General features: G+C 68.6%; 19 protein-coding genes. 9 read left to right on the top strand and 10 right to left on the bottom strand.

All coding sequences use genetic code 11. The features are described from left to right. Positions 1 to 3: 3 nt before the first annotated feature. Entirely contained in the window at positions 4 to 477 is a 474-nt protein-coding gene (locus EIZ44_RS07185; RefSeq protein WP_134728043.1) for a MarR family winged helix-turn-helix transcriptional regulator, read from the bottom strand. 55 nt (positions 478 to 532) lie between these two features. Between EIZ44_RS07185 and EIZ44_RS07180 the strand changes: the two genes are divergently transcribed. From EIZ44_RS07180 to EIZ44_RS07170, 3 genes are all read left to right on the top strand, one after another. Then, positions 533 to 1363 carry an LLM class flavin-dependent oxidoreductase gene (locus EIZ44_RS07180; protein ID WP_134728042.1) on the top strand — a complete coding sequence of 277 codons (831 nt, stop codon included), beginning with the start codon at positions 533 to 535 and terminating at the stop codon, positions 1361 to 1363. A 78-nt stretch (positions 1364 to 1441) separates the two neighbouring features. Further along, on the top strand, positions 1442 to 2536 hold the full coding sequence (locus EIZ44_RS07175; protein ID WP_134728041.1) for an alpha/beta hydrolase family protein: 1095 nt from the start codon (positions 1442 to 1444) through the stop codon (positions 2534 to 2536). Between the two features lie 105 nt (positions 2537 to 2641). After that, on the top strand, positions 2642 to 3289 hold the full coding sequence (locus tag EIZ44_RS07170; protein WP_134728040.1) for a hypothetical protein: 648 nt from the start codon (positions 2642 to 2644) through the stop codon (positions 3287 to 3289). A 70-nt stretch (positions 3290 to 3359) separates the two neighbouring features. Here the strand turns inward: EIZ44_RS07170 and EIZ44_RS07165 are convergent, their stop codons facing one another. Next, positions 3360 to 3983 (bottom strand): TetR/AcrR family transcriptional regulator, encoded by a 624-nt coding sequence (locus tag EIZ44_RS07165; RefSeq protein WP_134728039.1) that lies wholly within the window; start codon positions 3981 to 3983, stop codon positions 3360 to 3362. Positions 3984 to 4047: 64 nt separating this feature from the next. Here EIZ44_RS07165 and EIZ44_RS07160 point away from each other — a divergent pair, with 64 nt between their 5' ends. Then, complete coding sequence (locus tag EIZ44_RS07160) at positions 4048 to 6111, top strand: HelD family protein (protein ID WP_240691236.1); 2064 nt, start codon at positions 4048 to 4050, stop codon at positions 6109 to 6111. Here the strand turns inward: EIZ44_RS07160 and EIZ44_RS07155 are convergent. Together EIZ44_RS07155 and EIZ44_RS07150 are read right to left on the bottom strand one after the other, a co-directional pair. Further along, positions 6093 to 7292: a glycosyltransferase 87 family protein gene (locus EIZ44_RS07155; protein ID WP_037809168.1), complete on the bottom strand. Its 1200-nt coding sequence runs from the start codon at positions 7290 to 7292 to the stop codon at positions 6093 to 6095. The genes EIZ44_RS07160 and EIZ44_RS07155 overlap by 19 nt on opposite strands. 7 nt (positions 7293 to 7299) lie before the next feature. Beyond that, positions 7300 to 8133, bottom strand: a complete 834-nt coding sequence (locus EIZ44_RS07150; protein ID WP_134728038.1) for an AraC family transcriptional regulator — start codon at positions 8131 to 8133, stop codon at positions 7300 to 7302. Between the two features lie 97 nt (positions 8134 to 8230). On the opposite strand from EIZ44_RS07150, the gene EIZ44_RS07145 reads away from it, so the two are divergent. Beyond that, positions 8231 to 9640, top strand: coding sequence for an amidase (locus EIZ44_RS07145; RefSeq protein ID WP_167754018.1), 1410 nt, complete (start codon positions 8231 to 8233; stop codon positions 9638 to 9640). On the opposite strand, the gene EIZ44_RS07140 is transcribed toward EIZ44_RS07145, so the two are convergent. From EIZ44_RS07140 to EIZ44_RS07130, 3 genes are read right to left on the bottom strand one after another with little or no spacing between them, the layout of a single operon-like run. Next, complete coding sequence (locus tag EIZ44_RS07140; RefSeq protein ID WP_134728036.1) at positions 9637 to 12015, bottom strand: ATP-binding cassette domain-containing protein; 2379 nt, start codon at positions 12013 to 12015, stop codon at positions 9637 to 9639. The two genes, EIZ44_RS07145 and EIZ44_RS07140, sit on opposite strands and share 4 nt — an antisense overlap. A gap of 42 nt (positions 12016 to 12057) precedes the next feature. Continuing rightward, the gene (locus EIZ44_RS07135; protein ID WP_037809456.1) at positions 12058 to 12468 is read right to left on the bottom strand and encodes a VOC family protein; all 411 of its coding nucleotides are present in this window, start codon (positions 12466 to 12468) and stop codon (positions 12058 to 12060) included. Positions 12469 to 12478: 10 nt separating this feature from the next. Beyond that, positions 12479 to 12922, bottom strand: coding sequence for a helix-turn-helix transcriptional regulator (locus EIZ44_RS07130; RefSeq protein WP_009085513.1), 444 nt, complete (start codon positions 12920 to 12922; stop codon positions 12479 to 12481). 107 nt (positions 12923 to 13029) lie between these two features. Between EIZ44_RS07130 and EIZ44_RS07125 the strand changes: the two genes are divergently transcribed. Next, positions 13030 to 13914 (top strand): hypothetical protein, encoded by an 885-nt coding sequence (locus EIZ44_RS07125; protein ID WP_167754017.1) that lies wholly within the window; start codon positions 13030 to 13032, stop codon positions 13912 to 13914. Here the strand turns inward: EIZ44_RS07125 and EIZ44_RS07120 are convergent. Next, positions 13911 to 14549 (bottom strand): pyridoxine/pyridoxamine 5'-phosphate oxidase, encoded by a 639-nt coding sequence (locus tag EIZ44_RS07120; protein WP_037809175.1) that lies wholly within the window; start codon positions 14547 to 14549, stop codon positions 13911 to 13913. The two genes, EIZ44_RS07125 and EIZ44_RS07120, sit on opposite strands and share 4 nt — an antisense overlap. Before the next feature lies 1 nt (position 14550). Further along, positions 14551 to 15222, bottom strand: a complete 672-nt coding sequence (locus EIZ44_RS07115; protein ID WP_037809458.1) for a hypothetical protein — start codon at positions 15220 to 15222, stop codon at positions 14551 to 14553. Between the two features lie 95 nt (positions 15223 to 15317). Here EIZ44_RS07115 and EIZ44_RS07110 point away from each other — a divergent pair, with 95 nt between their 5' ends. Next, positions 15318 to 15845, top strand: a complete 528-nt coding sequence (locus EIZ44_RS07110) for a DUF2020 domain-containing protein (protein ID WP_199817341.1) — start codon at positions 15318 to 15320, stop codon at positions 15843 to 15845. Positions 15846 to 15986: 141 nt separating this feature from the next. Continuing rightward, on the top strand, positions 15987 to 16439 hold the full coding sequence (locus EIZ44_RS07105) for a DUF6918 family protein (protein WP_134728034.1): 453 nt from the start codon (positions 15987 to 15989) through the stop codon (positions 16437 to 16439). Positions 16440 to 16503: 64 nt separating this feature from the next. Here EIZ44_RS07105 and EIZ44_RS07100 read toward each other — a convergent pair whose 3' ends face one another. Beyond that, positions 16504 to 17145: a hypothetical protein gene (locus tag EIZ44_RS07100; RefSeq protein WP_205673064.1), complete on the bottom strand. Its 642-nt coding sequence runs from the start codon at positions 17143 to 17145 to the stop codon at positions 16504 to 16506. 206 nt (positions 17146 to 17351) lie between these two features. Here EIZ44_RS07100 and EIZ44_RS07095 point away from each other — a divergent pair, with 206 nt between their 5' ends. After that, positions 17352 to 17876, top strand: coding sequence for a peptidylprolyl isomerase (locus EIZ44_RS07095; protein WP_009085526.1), 525 nt, complete (start codon positions 17352 to 17354; stop codon positions 17874 to 17876). Positions 17877 to 17883 lie beyond the last annotated feature (7 nt).

Below are 17883 nucleotides of genomic sequence, written 5' to 3'. Positions count from 1 at the left end.
AGCTTAGGTCAGTTCGGACCGCAGGCGATGGCGCAGCTCGATGAGCGTCTGCCGGGCCAGTTCGAGGCGTTCCAGGTCCAAGCCGTCGGTGGTGCGGAGGGCCAGATCTTCGTACGCTGCTTGCATTCGGTGCAAAGCCGTGCGTCCGGACGGAGTCGCTTCGAGCAGTTTGGCGCGTTGGTGCGCGGGGTTCGGGCGATAGCAAGCGAGGCCGTCGTCGACAAGCAGGTCGGCGACTCGTTGGACGCTTTGCCTCGTGTGGCCCAGCTGCGAGGCGATGGTTCCGACCGGGGCGGCTTCCGCTTCGACCGCGGCCAGCACCTGGTACCGCGCGACGCTCAACCCCGTCGGGCGGGCGATGCCGTTGCCGACTGCTTCCAGGACGTCGGAGAGTCGGATGACCTCGTCCATCAGGTCGTTGTAGGAGTCGCAGGCCTTCTTGACAGCATGCTGTCGTATCGCTAGCTTGTCGGACATGACAGCATGCTGTCATTGAGAGCCGGGTCAGGCAACAGTTCGAGAGGATCATCGGGTGCGAATCGGCATCGGGCTTCCGAATCAAGTGCGCGACGTCGACCCCGCGGTCGTGCCGCGGTGGGCGGCGAGGGCGGAGGAGGCGGGGTTTTCCTCGCTGGCGACGATCGGCAGATACGCGTATCCGGGGGTGAGCGACACGGTTTCGCTGGCCGCCGCGGCCGGGGCGACGACGCGGATCGGTCTGCTGAGCGGCGTGCTGCTCGCGCCGACGTGGCCCGGAGCGTTGCTGGCCAAGGAAATCGCGAGCATCGACGGGGTTTCCGGGCATCGGCTGACGTTCGGGGTCGGGGTGGGGCTTCGGGAGGAGGAGTTCACCGTTCCTGGGCTCGGCGCACGTGGCCGGGGCGCTCGGTTTGATGCCGACCTGGAGACTTACCGGGAAGTCTGGAGCGGCGAGAACGCGGCGGTGCCGAGCGGGACCCGGCAGGTGCCGATGTTGTTCGGCGGCTACACCGAGCAGGCGTTGCGGCGGATGGTGCGGTGGGGCACCGGATACATCGCCGGTTCGGGCTCGGTGACGGCGACCGCTCCTCGGTTCGAAGCGGCGAAACGTGCTTGGCGCGAGGGCGGCCGGACCGGGGAGCCGCGGCTGGTTTCGTTGGCGTACTTCGTTTTGGGAGACGTCGACGCCGGGTTGGCGAACGTCCGGGACTTCTATCGGTTGGCTCCGAAGGAAGTCGCGGACAGTGTCGTGCCCTGTGTGTCTCCGGAGATGGTCCGGAAATGCATCGCGGAGTTTGCCGAGTTGGGCGCGGACGAGCTGGTCTTCGTGCCGACGACTGACGACGTCGACGAAATCGCCCGGCTGGCGGACGTCGTCAGCTGAGCATCGTTCTGGAAGATGACTTCGCTATCGGGGGCATCACCGATGCTGCCGGGGGTCGCGCGGCTCCAAGCTGGAGTCATGAGACTACGCGTAATTGCGATCGTCGCGGCGATGCTCGCCGTGGTCGGGGCGGGGACAGCGCAGGCGGCACCGAGATTGGCGTTGCCGCGGCCTGGCGGGGTCAGCCCGGTCGGTACTACTGCCTTTCACTTCACCGACACTTCCCGCGCGGATCCGTGGGTTCCTTCGCAGCGGCGGGAAATGATGGTGACGCTGTGGTATCCGGCGCAATATCCCGGATGGCGGCCCACGCAGTACCTCACTCAGCGAGAGTCGGAGCTGATGGTGAAGGAGCTGGGCGATAAGTCAGTGCCGGAGGACGCGCTGACGAAGGTGCGGACACATTCCACTGTGGACGCTCTGCCACAGTTCCGGCGGATGCCGTTGGTGGTGCTGTCGCCTGGGTTCACGTTGCCGCGCGCGACGTTGTCGTCGTTGGCGGAGGAGCTGGCCAGTCGCGGGTATGTCGTGGCGGGGATCGGGCACAACTACGAGTCGACAGCGATCACCTTCCCGGACGGGCATACGACGGAATGCGTGGCATGCGTTGCGAAGGACTGGGTGAAACTTGTCCAAGCCCGGGCGGCGGATGTGTCGTTCGTACTCGATCGGCTCGTGGGCCGGAATCCGGTGTGGGGCGGCGGGCGGCTGATCGACGCGCGGCGGATCGCGATGATCGGGCATTCGATCGGGGGAGCCAGCACGGCGCCGGCGATGCTGGCCGACCGGCGGATCCGCGCCGGGGCGATGCTGGACGGCATGTACTACCTCCCGGTGACCGGGCTGGATCGGCCGTTTCTGCAGTTCGGAGCGCCGGTGCACGAGCCGGGCGGGACGGTCGATCCGTCGTGGGATTCGGCGTGGCGCGAGATGACCGGATGGAAGCGGTGGATCACCGTTAACGACGGGGAACACAGCATGTTCACTGATCAGCTGCTGCTCTGCCAGCAGGCCGGGGTGCCGGTGCCGGGACTGAAGATCGATCCGCTGCGGGCGATCCGGGTCAGCGAGGCGTACCTGACCGCGTTCCTGGACGAGCACCTGCGCGGGATGCCCCAGCGGCTGCTGGACGGGCCGTCGCCGCGGTACCCCGAAGTGCGGTTTTGGGGCTGAAGCGCTTTCCCGACGAAGTCCGCGGAATTTCTTCGCAACCCCCTCCGGCGGTGTGCGTCTCTATAGGCAAAGGGAAAGCCAAGAGCTGGTCAGGGGAGAATGGAAATGCTCAGGAAGACTGTCAAATTGGCCACCGTCGGAGCGGCTCTCGGTGCGGTCGCACTGCTTTCCGCGTGCTCTGGCCAGAATTCGGCAGCCCCGGCGAGCAACCAATCCGCCCCGGTCAACGTCGCGGCAAAAAGCCAGGTGCAGCAGCCGGAAACGCCAGTGAAAAAGGGCGGCAGCGGCGGTGGCGGGGCCAGTGCGGAGGACGTTAATTGCAGCACGCTCGGGGGTCCGGTCGGTCCGCGCAAGGTTGATTTGATCGCGGACGAAACCAAGGCAGGTACCGTTGGTTGCGTCGAAGCGTTCAATGTCATCACCGAATACTTCGACAATATCGACAAGGCCGTCGGATCCAACTACATGATGACTGTCCGGGGTTGGCAGTGCCTGACCGACACCGGCGCGGAGGGCACGCACGAGATCCGCTGCGCGAAGGACGGTTTCAAGCTGCACACCACGCCGCCGAAGGACGAGAACGCTCCGGACCCGCAGGAACAGGGCACCGGGTACAACGGGGTGCCGATCGACCCGCCCGCCGACCAGGACCAGGGCACCGGATACCACGGGGTTCCGGTGGACCCGCCGAACGCGCAGGACCAGGGGACTGGGTACCAGGGCGTGCCGGTCGACAGCCCGGATCAGAACTGAGCGAGCGCGAACTGCGGGAGTGGGCCAGGCCTTGCGAGGTCTGGCCCTTTCGCGCGGCCCCCGGACTGAGTCACAGCACCGAAGCCAGCCCCTCCCGCAACATCCGATACGCCGCCTCCGCCCGGGCAACAGCGTCCGGATAAGTCTCATCAGCGCTTCGCCCACCGCGGATCTCCCGGGCGTTGTGGAACCCCAAGATCCGCTGCGCCCCGAAGATCTGCGCAGCCACCAACCGTGCGGTGAACTCGTCCGGAACCCCACACGACGCGCGCAGTTCCTCCACCAGTTCCTGTTCCTTCTCCAACAGGTACGTGGCAAGCCGCGCCAGCAGCGCAGGCGTTGAGTACAGCAGCGTGTGGCACGTGATCGCGTCCGGCGAGTCGTTCAGGCCGGTCAGCGGATCGCGGGCGGCCAGGCGGTCCAGGAAAGAACGTTCCAGCGCGGACAGCGCCGACACCTCAGGCGGCCGCGCGCGGACGATCTCCGCGGGGCCGTTTTCGTCGACGAACTGGTGGATGACCAGGTCTTCCTTCGTCGGGAAGTACGCGAACAGCGTCGGCTTCGAGATCTCGGCCTCGGCGGCGATATCGGCTACCGACACCCCGTCGAAGCCGGATTCGCGGAACAGGCGCAGGGCCGCCGAGGCGATGGCTTCCCTCGTGCGGCGGCGTTTGAGCTCGCGCAGTCCTGGCACGGCCGTCAGCCTAACCGGAACTCGAACCAGGATAAAAACTTGACTCGGTTGTATATTTAACCCAGTGAAGATACTGGAACCAGAGATCCGGGCGGAGCGCGAGTTTCTCCAGGCCTGTCACGCCGAGCTGGACCGCATGCGGGCAGAGATCAAGACCGCGATCGCGACGGGAATGGGCGAGGGCGACGCGGTCGACGACAAGTACTTCAACCACGTCCTCAGGCAGTTTCGCATCGAGATCGCCGAGGAGCTAGCGGATATCGACGACGCGCCGCTCTTCTTCGGCCGCCTCGACTATCCGCCGGGCGAGGTCTACGAGGCGGCGCGCGGGTCGCACACCCGGTCGCCCGAGCATGACCTCGTTTACCTGGGCCGCAGAGGGATTCGTGACGACGACGGCGAACCTCTGGTGATCGATTGGCGGGCGCCGCTCGCGAGGGCGTTTTACGAAGCCGATCACGATCATCCGATGGGCGTGCGGGTCCGGCGGCGCTACGGGTTCGACCAGGCCGGAGTGCTCAGCGCGTACGAGGACGAGCCGCTCGATCGGCCGGGGTCGGCGGAGAATCGTCTGCTCACCGCGGAGATCGAGCGGCCGCGGCAGGGGCCGATGCGCGACATCGTCGCGACGATCCAGCCGGACCAGATGCGGCTCGTTCGCGCGCCGGTCGACCGGACGATCTGCATCCAGGGCGCACCGGGCACCGGCAAAACCGCAGTGGGGCTGCATCGGCTGGCGTACCTGCTCTACACCGAGCGGGTGCGGCTGCAGAAGGCAGGCGGGGTCGCGGTGATCGGGCCGAACCGGTCGTTTCTCGCTTACATCGCGGGCGTGCTTCCGGCGCTCGGCGAGGTGGCGGTTTCCCAAGCCACGATTGACGAACTGACCGGGGCGGGCCAGTCAGCCGAGTACGTCGACGATCCGCGGACGGCGCGCATCAAGGGCGACGTCCGGATGGCGGAGGTCGTCCGGCGGCACGTGTGGGCGCGGATCCGGCCGGTCGACCGGACGCTCGAGGTGAAGTACCAGCACCGGACCTGGCGGTTGTATCCCGAGGACATCGCCGAGGAACTCACGGAAATCCTCAGCCGCGGCGCGGATTACAGCGCGGGGCGCGAATTGCTGGCCCAGCGGCTCGCGCATCGGGTCCTGCGCGAGATGGAGCGGTCCGGCGGCACGAGCGCGACCCTCCATCAGCTTCGCCGCAATGCCGCGATCAACAAGGCGGTCCGGGACATGTGGCCTACCGTCGAGCCCGCGCGGCTGGTCTATGACTTGCTTACCGATAACGCACTTCTCGCCGAAGCAGCCGACGGAATTCTCACTGCTGAGGAACAGGAAGCGCTCATCCGTCCGCGTCCGCGCAGTCGCAAGGCGATGACCTGGTCGACGCTCGATCTCGCGTTGCTGGACGAGGTCGCGGCGCTGATCGAGCGGCCGGCGAAGCTCGGGCACGTCGTGGTCGACGAGGCGCAGGACCTCAGCCCGATGCATCTGCGGGCGATCGCACGCCGGCTGGCTGGTGCGTGCACGGTTCTCGGCGACGTCGCACAGGCGACCAGTCCGTCCGCGGTCCGCGATTGGACGACCGTGCTCACCCATCTCGACCGGCCCGGCGGGCGGATCGAAGAACTCACGCACGGCTACCGCGTTCCGGCGGATGTCCTCGACTTCGCTGCCCGACTGCTCCCGCACATCGCGCCGGAACTCCGGAGTCCCACGTCGTTCCGGCATTCCGCGGATGCCTTGCACCTGACCGAAACCGACGAGACGGTTGCCGCCGCGGTCGATGCTTGCGCGAAGGCCCTGCAGCAGGAAGGGTCGATCGGGCTGCTGGCCGCCGACGCGGACATCCCGGAATTGCACCGCGTCCTCACCGAGCGCGGGCTGGACCACACGGTGCTGGGTACCGAGGGGACAGCCCGGATCACGCTGGCACCGGTGAGTTTGGCGAAGGGGCTGGAGTACGACACGGTCCTGGTGGTCGAACCGGCGCGCATCGTGGCGGCGGAAGAGCGTGGGCTGCAACGGTTGTACGTCGCGCTCACCCGGGCGGTCAGCACCTTGCACGTACTCCACGCGGACCCGTTGCCGGAGCCGTTGCTGACTCAGACCGCGGCGGTCTGACGGCGCGTCGAGTAGCACTGCCAGCCCAGAAAACCCAGCGCCAGCAGCAAGTAGCTGTTGCCGATGACGTGCTCGACCGGTCCCCAGGACAGCTCCAGGTACCCGTTCTTCGGCAGCCACGAATGCGGGGCGATCACGAAAATCGCCGCCACGGCAGCCAAACCGGCGACCGCGGTCCGGGTGTGCGCGCGAGCGGCGAACAGCACGATCGCGGGCACGATCCACACCCAGTGGTGCGACCACGAAATCGGCGAACACACCAGAATCGCGGCCGCGTTGAGCAGGAACGCCATCGACGGGTCGGCGCGCAGCATCGCGGGAACGGTCAGCGCGAGCGCGGCCAGGGTCAGCACCGCGACCAGGATCAGCGTCGGCGTTTCGGCGAGCCCGAACCGGTGCACCGCGCCCTGGATGGTCTGGTTTGTCGCGAAAATCGATCCGCTCATCCCGGACGCGCCGGTCAATCCGCCGCCGAACCAGTACTTCATCGACGCTTCCGGCGCGATCACGAACCCGGCCGCGCCGGCGAGCACGAAGGTGACCACCGTGGTCAGTGCCGCCCGGAAGTCCCTTTTCAGCAGGAAGAACAGCAGGAATCCGGCCGGGGTGATCTTCATGGCGGCGGCGAGGCCCAGCAGGACGCCGCGGGGCAGCCTGGTCCGGGGGCCGAGGCAGTCGATCACCACGAGAGCCATCAGCAGGAGGTTGATCTGCCCGAACCACAACGTCTCGCGGACCGGTTCGAACGCCAGCGAACCAGCCCCGATCACGAGCGCGGCCAGCATCGCGGTCCGCCGCCCGGCATGCGGCCGGACCACCACGTAGACCGTCCCGCACAAGCACGCCAGCGAGACGGCGAGCATCAGCATCGCGCCCAGCGGCAGCGGCATCGCGGCGAACACCAGGAACACGACGGCCGCGAACGGCGGGTAGATGAACGGCAGGATCAGCCCGGCGCGGGTCGGCGGGAGCGGACCGTAGACGTCCTCGCCCTGGGCCAGCGCCCGCGCGCCGGACCGGTAGATCTCCAGGTCGAGCGGCCACATCGTGCAGACGAGCCACAGAACCGTCACTGCCACCGCCACCGAGGCGAGGACCAGCAGGAACACCGCCGGACGACGGGTGCCGGCGTCGTCTAGCCACCGGCGCAGCGCGACAGCGGGGGGCCGGATGGAAGTCACTCCGCGATCATGCCGGTGCGATCACCCGTTCGCGCAGTGGGGGGCGAGACCAGGCGACCTCGTCGACTGCGAGCCACGGCGCGTTCGCGGCGGCGGAGGGGGTGACCCCGGCGAAAGCTTTGACCTCGTGGTGCAGGTGTGACTGGTCGACGTAACCGCTCTCCGCCGCCACCAAAGCGGGACTTTCGCCCGCGGCGAGCCGGTGCACCGCGTGGTCGAACCGGACCAGTTGCGCGGCGCGTTTCGGGCTGAGCCCGAGCTGGCTCCGGAACCGGGACCACAGGCGTTTCCGGCTCCATCCGGTCTCGTCGGCCAGCTGCTCGATCCGCACCTGACCGTGGTGCGCGTCCATCCGCCGCCAGGCGAAGGCGACTTCCGGATCGACCGTGCGACCGGCCTCGTACCGCTTGCCCAAAGCGGCTTCGACCAGGGCGAACCGGTCGTTCCAGGAATCGAGCGCGCGCAGCCGGCCGGGCAGCTCGGTGGGCCAGACGTCCTCGAGCGACACGACCTCGCCGCTCAACTCCGTCCCGAGCACCGCGTGTGCGACCTCGGGCGACAGCCGGATCTGCACGCATTCGATGCCCTGGCCGCGCACGCGCATGCCGTGCGGCACGAGTCCGGCGACGACGCTGCCGCGCGCCACGTCGTTGACGAGCAGCTTTTCGCGCAGGTTGAGGAACAGCGTGACGGCCGGGTACGGGACCACTGTCAGGTCCACCTGGTCGACGGTGTCGCCGACGAATCCGGCCATCCGCACGCCGGGCAGCCGGAGCGGCCGGGACGGCACGGCGATGCCCCACACCGCTGGTCCGTCGCGAGCCCACTCGGCTGGTCGCATGCCGCCATCGTACGTAACTTCGCCCGCGCGACATTTCTCCAAGACCGGCCACCATCGCCCCGACCAGGCTGAACGGGTACCGGAAAGGGGATCCGTGATGATCAATCCGTTCAGCTCCGCCGTCGAAGTCGCCGCCGCCATCCGCGCGAAGGAGGTGAGCCCGGTCGAGGTCGCCGAGTGCTATCTCGACCGCATCGCCGAGCTGGATCCGAAGTTCAACGCCTTCTGCTTCCGCGCCGACGACGAGGTCCGTGCCGCCGCGAAAACCGCCGCCGACGCTGTGGTGCGGTGCGCGCCCGAGGAACTGCCGCCGTTCCACGGGGTTCCGCTGCCGATCAAGGACCTCGTCAACGTCGCCGGCTGGCCGACCACTTACGGTTCGCTGGCCACCGACCGTTCCCCGCAGCCCAAGTCGGACCCGATCGTGCAGCGGTTCACCGACGCGGGTTTCCTCCCGCTCGGCAAGACCACGACGTCGGAATTCGGCGCGGTGCCCTTCACCGAGAGCGAGGCACAGGGCATCTCGCGCAACCCGTGGGACCCGGACCGCACGCCCGGCGGTTCGTCGAGCGGCGCGGGGGCCGCCGTCATCGCCGGAATGGCCCCGGTCGCGCACGCGGAGGACGGCGGCGGATCGATCCGCATCCCGGCGTCGTGCACCGGTATCGTCGGGTTGAAGCCGACCCGCGGCCTGGTCACGAACGCCGTCGTGGAGGTCGAGGGCTTCGCGACCAGCGGCGTCGTCAGCCGGACGCTGGCCGACACCGCCGCCACGCTGGACGTCCTCACGAGGCACGACCCGGGCGCGTGGTGGTCGCAGCCGACGCCCACCCGGTCGCTCGCCGACGCGCTGAACACCGAACCCCCGACTCGCCTGCGGATCGGTGTCCTCACCACCTCGCTGATCGACGGGATCGAGGTCGACCCGGCCTGCCTGACCGCGGTCGACAAAACCCTTCGCGCACTGGAGGAAGCCGGACACCAGCTTGTCGACAAACCGCTTCCGCTGCCGACGTCCGAGGAACTGCTGGCGACGTTCCTGAAGGTCTGGAACGTCGCCAGCGCAGGCGTCCCGGTAATCGACCCGGACCGCATCGAACCGCACAACCGGGCACAGCGCGAAGCCGCGAAGTCGGTCGATTCCTGGACTTACGCGGAGAGCGTGCACCAGACCCAGGTGTTCTCCCGCCGCATTGTCGAAGCCTTCGTCGGCAGCTTCGATCTGCTGGTTACGCCGACCATGGCGTGCCTCCCGCCGAAGGTCGGCGCGTGGCGAGCGAGCGGAAATCCGGTGGTGGCGGCGTACCCGATGGGCGTGTTCACGTCGCTGTTCAACGTGACCGGCCAGCCCGCGATCTCCCTCCCGCTGCACCACGACGAGGCGAGCGGCCTGCCGGTCGGCGTCCAGCTGGTCGCCGCGCCCTGGCGGGAAGACCTGCTGCTGCAGGTCTCCCGCACCCTGGAGCAGGCGCTGCCCTGGACCGACCGGCGGCCGCCGCTCGACTAGCCCACGTAGGCGGCCAGGTGCTTCCCGGTCAGCGTCCGCTTCTTCTTCACCAGCTCGGCGGGCGTCCCCTCGAAGACCACCTGGCCGCCGTCGTGGCCGGCCCCGGGGCCGAGGTCGATGATCCAGTCGGCGTGCGCCATCACGGCCTGGTGGTGCTCGATGACGATCACCGACTTGCCCGATTCGACGAGGTGGTCCAGCAGCCCGAGCAGCTGTTCCACGTCGGCGAGGTGCAGGCCGGTGGTCGGCTCGTCGAGGATGTAGACACCGCCGTTCGACCCCATGTGCGTGGCCAGCTTCAGCCGCTGCCGCTCGCCGCCGGACAGCGTGGTCAGCGGCTGGCCGAGGGTCAGGTAGCCGAGTCCGACCTGTTCCATCCGTTCGAGAATCCGGTGCGCGGCCGGGGTTTTCGCGTCGCCGTCGGCGAAGAACGCGGTGGCCTGGGCGACCGACATCGCGAGCACCTCGCTGATGTCCCGTCCGCCGAAGTGGTACTCCAGCACCGAGGCGTCGAACCGCTTGCCCTCGCAGACCTCGCAGGTGGTGGCCACTCCGGCCATCATCCCGAGGTCGGTGTAGATGACGCCGTTGCCGTTGCAGTTCGGGCACGCGCCCTCGGAGTTGGCGCTGAACAGCGCGGGCTTCACGTTGTTGGCCTTGGCGAAGGCCTTGCGGATCGGTTCGAGCAGCCCGGTGTAGGTCGCCGGGTTGCTCCGCCGCGAACCGCGGATCGGGGCCTGGTCCACCGACACGACGTCATCGGATTCCCGGATCGACCCGTGGATCAGCGAGCTCTTGCCGGATCCGGCGACCCCGGTGATCACGCACAGCACGCCGAGCGGGATGTCGACGTCCACGTCCTGCAGGTTGTGCGTGTTCGCGCCGCGGATTTCCAGCACGCCCGTGCGCTCCCGCACCGACGGCTTGAGCGAGGCACGGTCGTCCAAATGCTTGCCGGTCAACGTCTTGCTCGCGCGCAGACCGTCCACAGTGCCCTCGAAACACACCGTGCCGCCGTTCGTGCCCGCGCCCGGCCCGAGGTCGACCACGTGGTCGGCGATCGCGATCGCCTCCGGCTTGTGCTCCACGACGAGGACGGTGTTTCCCTTGTCCCGCAAGCGGAGCAGCAGGTCGTTCATCCGCTGGATGTCGTGCGGGTGCAGGCCGATGGTGGGCTCGTCGAAGACATACGTGACGTCGGTGAGCGACGAGCCGAGGTGCCGGACCATCTTCACCCGCTGCGCCTCGCCGCCGGACAACGTGCCGGCCGGCCGGTCCAGCGACAGGTAGCCGAGACCGATCTCCACGAACGATTCGAGCGTCTCGTGCAGCGATTTGAGCAGCGGCGCGACCGACGGGTCGGACAGCTTCACGACCCAGTCGGCGAGGTCGCTGATCTGCATCGCGCATACGTCGGCGATGCTCATCCCGTCGATCTTGGACGACCGCGCCAGCTCGCTCAGCCGCGTCCCGTCGCATTCCGGGCACGTCGCGAAGGTGACCGCGCGGTCCACGAACGCGCGGATGTGCGGCTGCATCGCCTCGACGTCCTTGGACAGATACGACTTCTGGATCCGCAGCACCAGACCCTCGTAGGTCATGTTGATGCCTTCGATCTTCATCCGCGTCGGTTCCTTGTACAGGAAGTCCTGCAGTTCGCGCTTCGTGTACTTGCGGATCGGCTTCTCCGGGTCGACCAGGCCGGACCCGGTGTAGAGCCGGTAGTTCCAGCCGCCCGGGGTGTAACCGGGGATGGTCAGCGCGCCCTCGGCGAGCGACTTCGAGTCGTCGTACAGCTGGGAGAGGTCGATGTCGTTGATCGAACCACGGCCCTCGCAGCGCGGGCACATGCCGCCGGTGACGCTGAAGCTGCGCCGCTCCTTGATCTCCTTCCCGGCTCGCCGCACGGTGACCGCGCCCGCGCCGCTGATCGAGGCGACGTTGAACGAGAACGCCTGCGACGACCCGATGTGCGGGGTGCCGAGCCTGCTGAACAGGATCCGCAGCATCGCGTTGGCGTCGGTGGCGGTGCCGACCGTCGAGCGCGGATCGGCCCCCATCCGCTGCTGGTCGACGATGATCGCGGTGGTCAGCCCGTCGAGCACGTCGACCTCGGGACGGGCCAGCGTCGGCATGAAACCCTGCACGAAACTGCTGTAGGTCTCGTTGATCAGCCGCTGCGATTCGGCCGCGATCGTGCTGAACACCAGCGAGCTCTTGCCCGAGCCGGACACCCCGGTGAACACCGTCAGCCGGCGCTTCGGGAGTTCGACGCTGACGTCCTTGAGGTTGTTCACGCGGGCGCCCTGCACGCGGATCAGGTCATGGCTGTCCGCGGCGTGCCCCGGCGTGGTCTTCCCCTTGGCCTTGGTCATCTCTCTCCCAGTTTCTTTCCCGGCGGTCCGGCTCGGACTGCTTCAGCTCGCTTGCTGGATGCGGATGAGGTTCCCGGCCGGGTCGCGGAACGAGCAGTCCCGGACGCCGTAGGGCTGGTCGGTGGGCTCCTGCACGACCTCGGCGTCGCTGGCCTGCAACCGGTTGAAGGTCGCGTCGACGTCCTTCGTGGCCAGGTTCAGCGCGGCGTAGGTGCCCTTGGCCATCATTTCGGTGATCATCCGGCGTTCGTCGTCGGTGAGGCCGGGGAACGCGGCGACCGGCTGCAGCACGAGCGAGGTGTCCGGCTGTCCGGGCGGGCCGACGGTAATCCAGGCCATGTCGCCGTATTTGACGTTGTTGCGCACCTCGAAGCCGAGGACGTCGCGGTAGAAGGTCAGCGTCGCTTCCGGATCGGTGTGCGGGAGGAAGCTCGCGTGAATCGTCATGTCCATGCCGATCACACTAGGTTCGCGCCGAACGGGGTGCTTCTCGATTCCTGATCGGTCGCGTGACCTGTTTGGCGACGCACGGCGCCATGCCCTCGGTCGCCCCGGTCTCCTCCTGGCGGTACACGCTCGGCGGCTTTCCGACCAGCTCGGTGAAGCGCGTGCTGAACGTCCCCAGCGACGAGAACCCGACCTCGAAACACACCTCGGTGACGCTCAGGTCGCCGCGCCGGAGCAACGCCATCGCGCGCTCGATGCGGCGGGTCATCAGATACGAATACGGCGACTCTCCGTAAGCGGCGCGGAACTGCCGGCTCAGGTGCCCGGCGGACACGTTGACGCTCCGCGCGAGCGCCTCGACGTCCAGGGGACGCGCGTACTCGCGGTCGATCCGGTCGCGCACCCGGCGCAACCGTGCGAGATCGGCCAATCGCTGCGCGTCGTCCGGTTTGCTGGTCACTTCCGAATCGTGCCACGGCGATCGCCCGAGCCCCAGCAATCCGCTCTTTCGGGCTGGTGGCCGATTCGTTCAAGACCCTCGCGCCGGACTCGTGCGACGGTTTCCGGGTGACTGTGAACTTGGAGGCCGTCGCCCCGTTCCTCGCCGGGCACGGCAGGGTGCTGGACCAGCGGCGGTTCGAGCTGCTGAACGGAAACGGACGGGCCGAGGAGGTGCTCGCGGCGGTCGCCGCCTACCGGAATCCGGACGGCGGGTACGGCTGGGGCCTGGAACCGGACCTGCGCGCGCCGGAAAGCCAGCCGGGCGGCGCGCTGCACGCGTTCGAGGTGTTCGCCGACATCGCCCCGGCGACTACGCCGCACGCGGTGCAGTTGTGCGACTGGCTGGAATCGGTGTCGTTCACCGACGGCGGGCTGCCGTTCGCGTTCCCGGTCGCGGACCCGGCCGCGTGCGCTCCCTTTTGGACCGGAGCCGATCCGACGGTGTTCTCCTTGCAGAGCACCGCGTTCGTCACGTCCGCGGCGTGGCGGGTCGCCGAACACGACCCGTCGGTCGCGGCGCATCCGTGGCTCGCGCGGGCGACCGAGACGTGCCTGCGGGCGATCCGGGAGCTCGAGGAGATGCCGCACGTCATCGAGTTGAGCTTCGCGATCCACCTGCTCGACGCCGTGCACGGCAGGTATCCGGAAGCCGATGAACTCCTGACGAAGCTGGGGAAGTTCTTGCCGGAGAGCGGAATCGTCCCGGTGCAGGGCGGTTCCGAAGGCGAGGTGCTGCGTCCGCTGGACTTCAGCCCGGTGCCCGGCCCGTCCCGGCGGCTGTTCACCGCGGAGGCGGTCGAAGCGGATCTGACCCGGTTGGAACAGGGCCAGCAGCCCGACGGCGGCTGGACGGTCGACTTCGCCAGCTTCTCCCCGGCGGCCGCGCTGGAATGGCGCGGTTACGCCACCGTCGGCGCGATCGCCAAGCTGCGCGCCAACTCGCGGCTCTAGGGCCAGAGGCGTTCGCGGACCCAGCCCGCGGGTTCGCGGCGGTAGCGGACCCGGAGGTGCTGCCGGTCGTGCGAGGCCTGCCAGAACTCCACCGATTCCGGCTGGATCAGGTAGCGCGTCCACGTTTCCGGTGCCACATCCGGGTTCTCCGCTACCCAATCCGCAGCCGCCGCGGCCGCTTCGACGAGCTTCGCCGGATCGGAAAGCACCTCCGACTGATGCCCGACGTACGCCTCGGCCCGCGACGCGGGCGGCCGAGCGAGGAAGTCGTCGGCGGACACCTCGGGCGCGGCCGGCACCACCAAGCCGCGCACCCGGACCTGGCGTCCGCGGCCAGGCCAGAAGAACGTCAGCGCCGCGCGCGGATTCGCCGCCAGCTGCTGGCCCTTCGGGCTTTCCGAACTCGTCGCGACCGCCCAGCCGTCCGCGTCGACGTTCTTCAGGATCACTACGCGAGCGTCCGGAGCCCCGTCGGCGTCCACTGTGGACAGAGTGACGGCGTGCGGGGCCAGCACGTGCTCGCCCGCCTCGGTCAGCCAGGCGAGGAACAGCTCCTCGGGCGTTTCCGGGGTGTGGTCCGGGTCGAATTCCGGGAGCTGTTCGGGAAACGACTGCCAGCCGCGCAACGAAACCATGTCACCGACCGTACGGCGGTTGCCCCGGCGGCGGGTAGTGCGGCGGCTGCGGCCCGGCCGGTCCGGCGGCGGGCGGGGGACCGGTCTGCGGCATCGGCCCGGACGGGATCTGCCCCGGGAATCCGCCGGGACCCGGTTGCGGGGGCTGACCGTAGGCGGCCTGTTGCTGCTGCCATTGCACCTGCTGGAGAGCCTCGCCCGGCTGCGGGAAACAGAACGTCAGCTTGGCCCTGATCGCGCCGTGCATCGCCGCGCCCCAGAGCTTCCCGCCGGTGAACGCGTAGGTCGCGCCCGCCTGCGGATCCACCGCGACCATCCGGGTTTCGCCGCCGAACTGGTTGCTCGTCTTCGCGCTCGCCAGCTGCGCGGCGTCCGGGTGCACGCGGCCGACGAGCCCGCAGATCACCACCGACGCGGCGGTCCAGCCGATCGTGCCCTGCACGTTGGCGCGGGCGTGCTGCGTCGCCATGCCGGTGAACTGCTGCAGCGTCGCCGCGTCGATCTCCGGATAGGCCCCGGCGACCACGCAATAGTTCATCGTGGACAGCATGATCGACTCGGCGAACAGGCCGACCGCGCACGTCACCGGTCCGATCTGGACGGTGTTGAGCCTGCCGCCGCTGCGCACCACGCGTTCGGCGACCACCTGCAGGTACTGCTCGGGCGTGAGCACGTCCGCGACCTCCCCGGGCTGAGCGGAATCCGACGTCATCGTCGCACGCGCCGCCTTCGCGCGGACTTCACCGGGCATGGTTGACTGTGCCCGCCATGCGCCGACTTCTCGTTCTCGCCCCAGCCCTGGTCCTGCTCGCCGGCTGCAACCCGTCGAGCCCGGCGAAGGAGACTCCGTCTTCGGCGCCGGCGAGTTCCGCTTCGGCCTCCGCGGCGCTGCCGCCGGATCCGCAGCCCGCGCGCACCGCGGAGTGTCCGTACCTGTCCAACGAGACAGTGCAGGACGCGAACGGTCAGCACGTCACCAAGGTGAGCGTGTCCGACGACGAGCCGCATCCGACGTGCTTTTTCTACCGTCCGGACGGCAGCCTCCAGCTGACCGTGCGGGTGTACGTGGGCAAGAGCGACGTCGCGACCGCGCTGGTCAACAAGGCCGCGCCGGTCGACACGTCGAACCCGGCTTCGGAGCCCGCGGGGTGGAAGGGCGGCTACCAGCCGGCCGGGGACGGAGTGGTCTACGCCGTCGCCAAGGGCGAGGCCGCCGTCATCGTGACGAGCAACCAGAAGCAGAGCATCAAAGCACGCACAGTGGCGAAAAAGGCTATCGCTGCCCTGAAGCTCTGAGTAACGGGCTCCGCACGGGTGAGTGAAGTTGATCTTGTATTACTCTAAGCAGCACGCGCGGTTCCCCCAACACTCGCGCGGCGGGTGCCCGTCCGGCACCGAATACTTTGGTTACCCCTTTTCGACGACAAGGACAGATTCGTGGCTGACACCCTCAAGGAAATCCTGCTTGACTCGAGCCGTCGCCCCACCGTGGTCGCCGACTTCGCGGAGCTCGTGGACGCCGAGGTCGCCGACAAGGGCGGGGTCTCCGGCGCGGTCGTGAAGACCGGCTTCGCCGCCGTGAAGAAGATCAAGCCGGGCATCATCCCGTCCGCGATCGACAGCCTCCTGGACGACTTCTCCGCCGCCCTCGAGCCGTTCTACAGCGACTTCCGCGCCCAGGGCGGCAACGACTTCGGCGCCTACCTGACCAGCCGTTCGGACGAGGCGTCGGACGCGCTGCTCGGGGTCACCGACGCCCGCGCCGAGCGCAGCAGCCGCGACAGCATCAAGAAGGTCTACTCGAAGCTGCGCCCGAACGGCAAGAAGAACGTCGAGGAGGCGCTGCCGCGTCTCGGCCAGCTGATCGACAAGCACGCCGCCGCGGTCTGAACCGACTGAGCGACAACACGAAAAAGGGCCCCGGGACGCACTTCCCGGGGCCCTTTTCGCGCGTTCAGTTCTTCTTCTCGGCAGCCGACGGGCTCGGCGCCTTGCCGTTCGTCTTCGGCTCGCCCGGCTTGGCGTCTTTCGCGTCCTTGGCCTCGGCGGCCGGCTTCGCGGGCGGAGCCGGGGGAGCAGGCGGGGTGGCCTTCGGCGGCGCCGGGGCGACCGGCGGCTCCTGCTGCTGCGACTTCAGCGCGACGGCGGTGCCGACCGCGACCGCGCCGAGACCGAGGATCCACGGCCAGCGGCGACGCTTGCGGGTGCCCTTGGCCGCGCTCTTCGCCTCCTCCAGAGCGGCGCGGAACTCCTTCTTCGCCGCCTTGAAGTCCTTCTTGCCGCGGCGCTTCGACTCGCCCGCCGACGCGGCGGCCTTGATCGCGGCCTTCTTGGCCTTGCGGCCCGGCTTCTTCATCTCGGCGATGCGGGCGAGCGCTTCCTTGCGCGCCGCGGCGGAGCTCTTCTTCAGCTCCTTGCGGGTCAGCTCCGTCTTCTTCGCCAGCTTGCGCCGGGCGCGGCGGCTCCGCTTCCCCAGCTCCTCCGCGCCGGCCTCGGCGGCCTTCGCGCCCGCCTTGCCCGCCTCGACGACCAGCTTCCGCAGGTCCGCCGAGCCGGACTTGGCCGACTCACCGACCGATTCCACGGCCCGGGTCATGGTCTTCACCTCATCAATCGTTGTGAAACAGATCTGTTGCTTGACATCTATCCTGCCCTTTTTCCGCCGACACCGCTGCGGCTTCCCGCTGCGGGCCTCGCGGAAACCTCGGGAAAGTGCCTTCTTCCTGGGCCGGTGTCCAGCGCGACGGGCCGGGGACGCCCCCTGAACCCCCCATTTGTGCGAAGGGGTGGCACGATGGCGGCGTGACTGAAAGCGCCCGCAAGGCCACCCTGCACACCAACCAGGGTGACATCCACGTGAACCTGCTGCCCGACCACGCGCCGAAGACCGTGGCGAACTTCGTGGGGCTGGCCACCGGCTCCAAGGAGTACACCCAGCCGAACGCGAAGGGCGGCAACTCCGGTCCGTTCTACGACGGCTCGATCTTCCACCGCGTCATCGACGGCTTCATGATCCAGGGCGGTGACCCGACGGGCACCGGCCGCGGCGGCCCCGGCTACAAGTTCGGCGACGAGTTCCACCCCGAGCTGCAGTTCTCCAAGCCGTACCTGCTGGCCATGGCGAACGCCGGGCCGGGCACCAACGGCTCGCAGTTCTTCATCACCGTCGCGCCGACCTCGCACCTGAACTTCCGGCACACGATCTTCGGCGAGGTCGCGGACCAGGAATCCCGCAACGTCGTCGACGCCATCGCGACGACCGCGACCGGACCGGCGGACCGCCCGCTGTCCGATGTGGTCATCGAGAAGATCACCGTCGAAGACTGACGCGCCG

The organism is Amycolatopsis nivea (genome assembly GCF_004522235.1).
GTDB classification, from domain to species: domain Bacteria; phylum Actinomycetota; class Actinomycetes; order Mycobacteriales; family Pseudonocardiaceae; genus Amycolatopsis; species Amycolatopsis nivea.
The sequence above is the reverse complement of the archived record's forward strand: the minus strand, read 5'-3'. Positions and strand labels throughout refer to the sequence as shown.

Excerpts from the sequence above, each read along its gene's own strand:
- EIZ44_RS07145 (WP_167754018.1), top strand. The coding sequence starts at position 8,231 with ATGATCAATCCGTTCAGCTCCGCCGTCGAAGTCGCCGCCGCCATCCGC.
- EIZ44_RS07170 (WP_134728040.1), top strand. The coding sequence starts at position 2,642 with ATGCTCAGGAAGACTGTCAAATTGGCCACCGTCGGAGCGGCTCTCGGT.
- EIZ44_RS07175 (WP_134728041.1), top strand. The coding sequence starts at position 1,442 with ATGAGACTACGCGTAATTGCGATCGTCGCGGCGATGCTCGCCGTGGTC.
- EIZ44_RS07110 (WP_199817341.1), top strand. The coding sequence starts at position 15,318 with ATGCGCCGACTTCTCGTTCTCGCCCCAGCCCTGGTCCTGCTCGCCGGC.
- EIZ44_RS07100 (WP_205673064.1), bottom strand. The coding sequence starts at position 17,145 with ATGACCCGGGCCGTGGAATCGGTCGGTGAGTCGGCCAAGTCCGGCTCG.
- EIZ44_RS07150 (WP_134728038.1), bottom strand. The coding sequence starts at position 8,133 with ATGCGACCAGCCGAGTGGGCTCGCGACGGACCAGCGGTGTGGGGCATC.
- EIZ44_RS07185 (WP_134728043.1), bottom strand. The coding sequence starts at position 477 with ATGTCCGACAAGCTAGCGATACGACAGCATGCTGTCAAGAAGGCCTGC.
- EIZ44_RS07140 (WP_134728036.1), bottom strand. The coding sequence starts at position 12,015 with ATGACCAAGGCCAAGGGGAAGACCACGCCGGGGCACGCCGCGGACAGC.
- EIZ44_RS07135 (WP_037809456.1), bottom strand. The coding sequence starts at position 12,468 with ATGGACATGACGATTCACGCGAGCTTCCTCCCGCACACCGATCCGGAA.
- EIZ44_RS07120 (WP_037809175.1), bottom strand. The coding sequence starts at position 14,549 with ATGGTTTCGTTGCGCGGCTGGCAGTCGTTTCCCGAACAGCTCCCGGAA.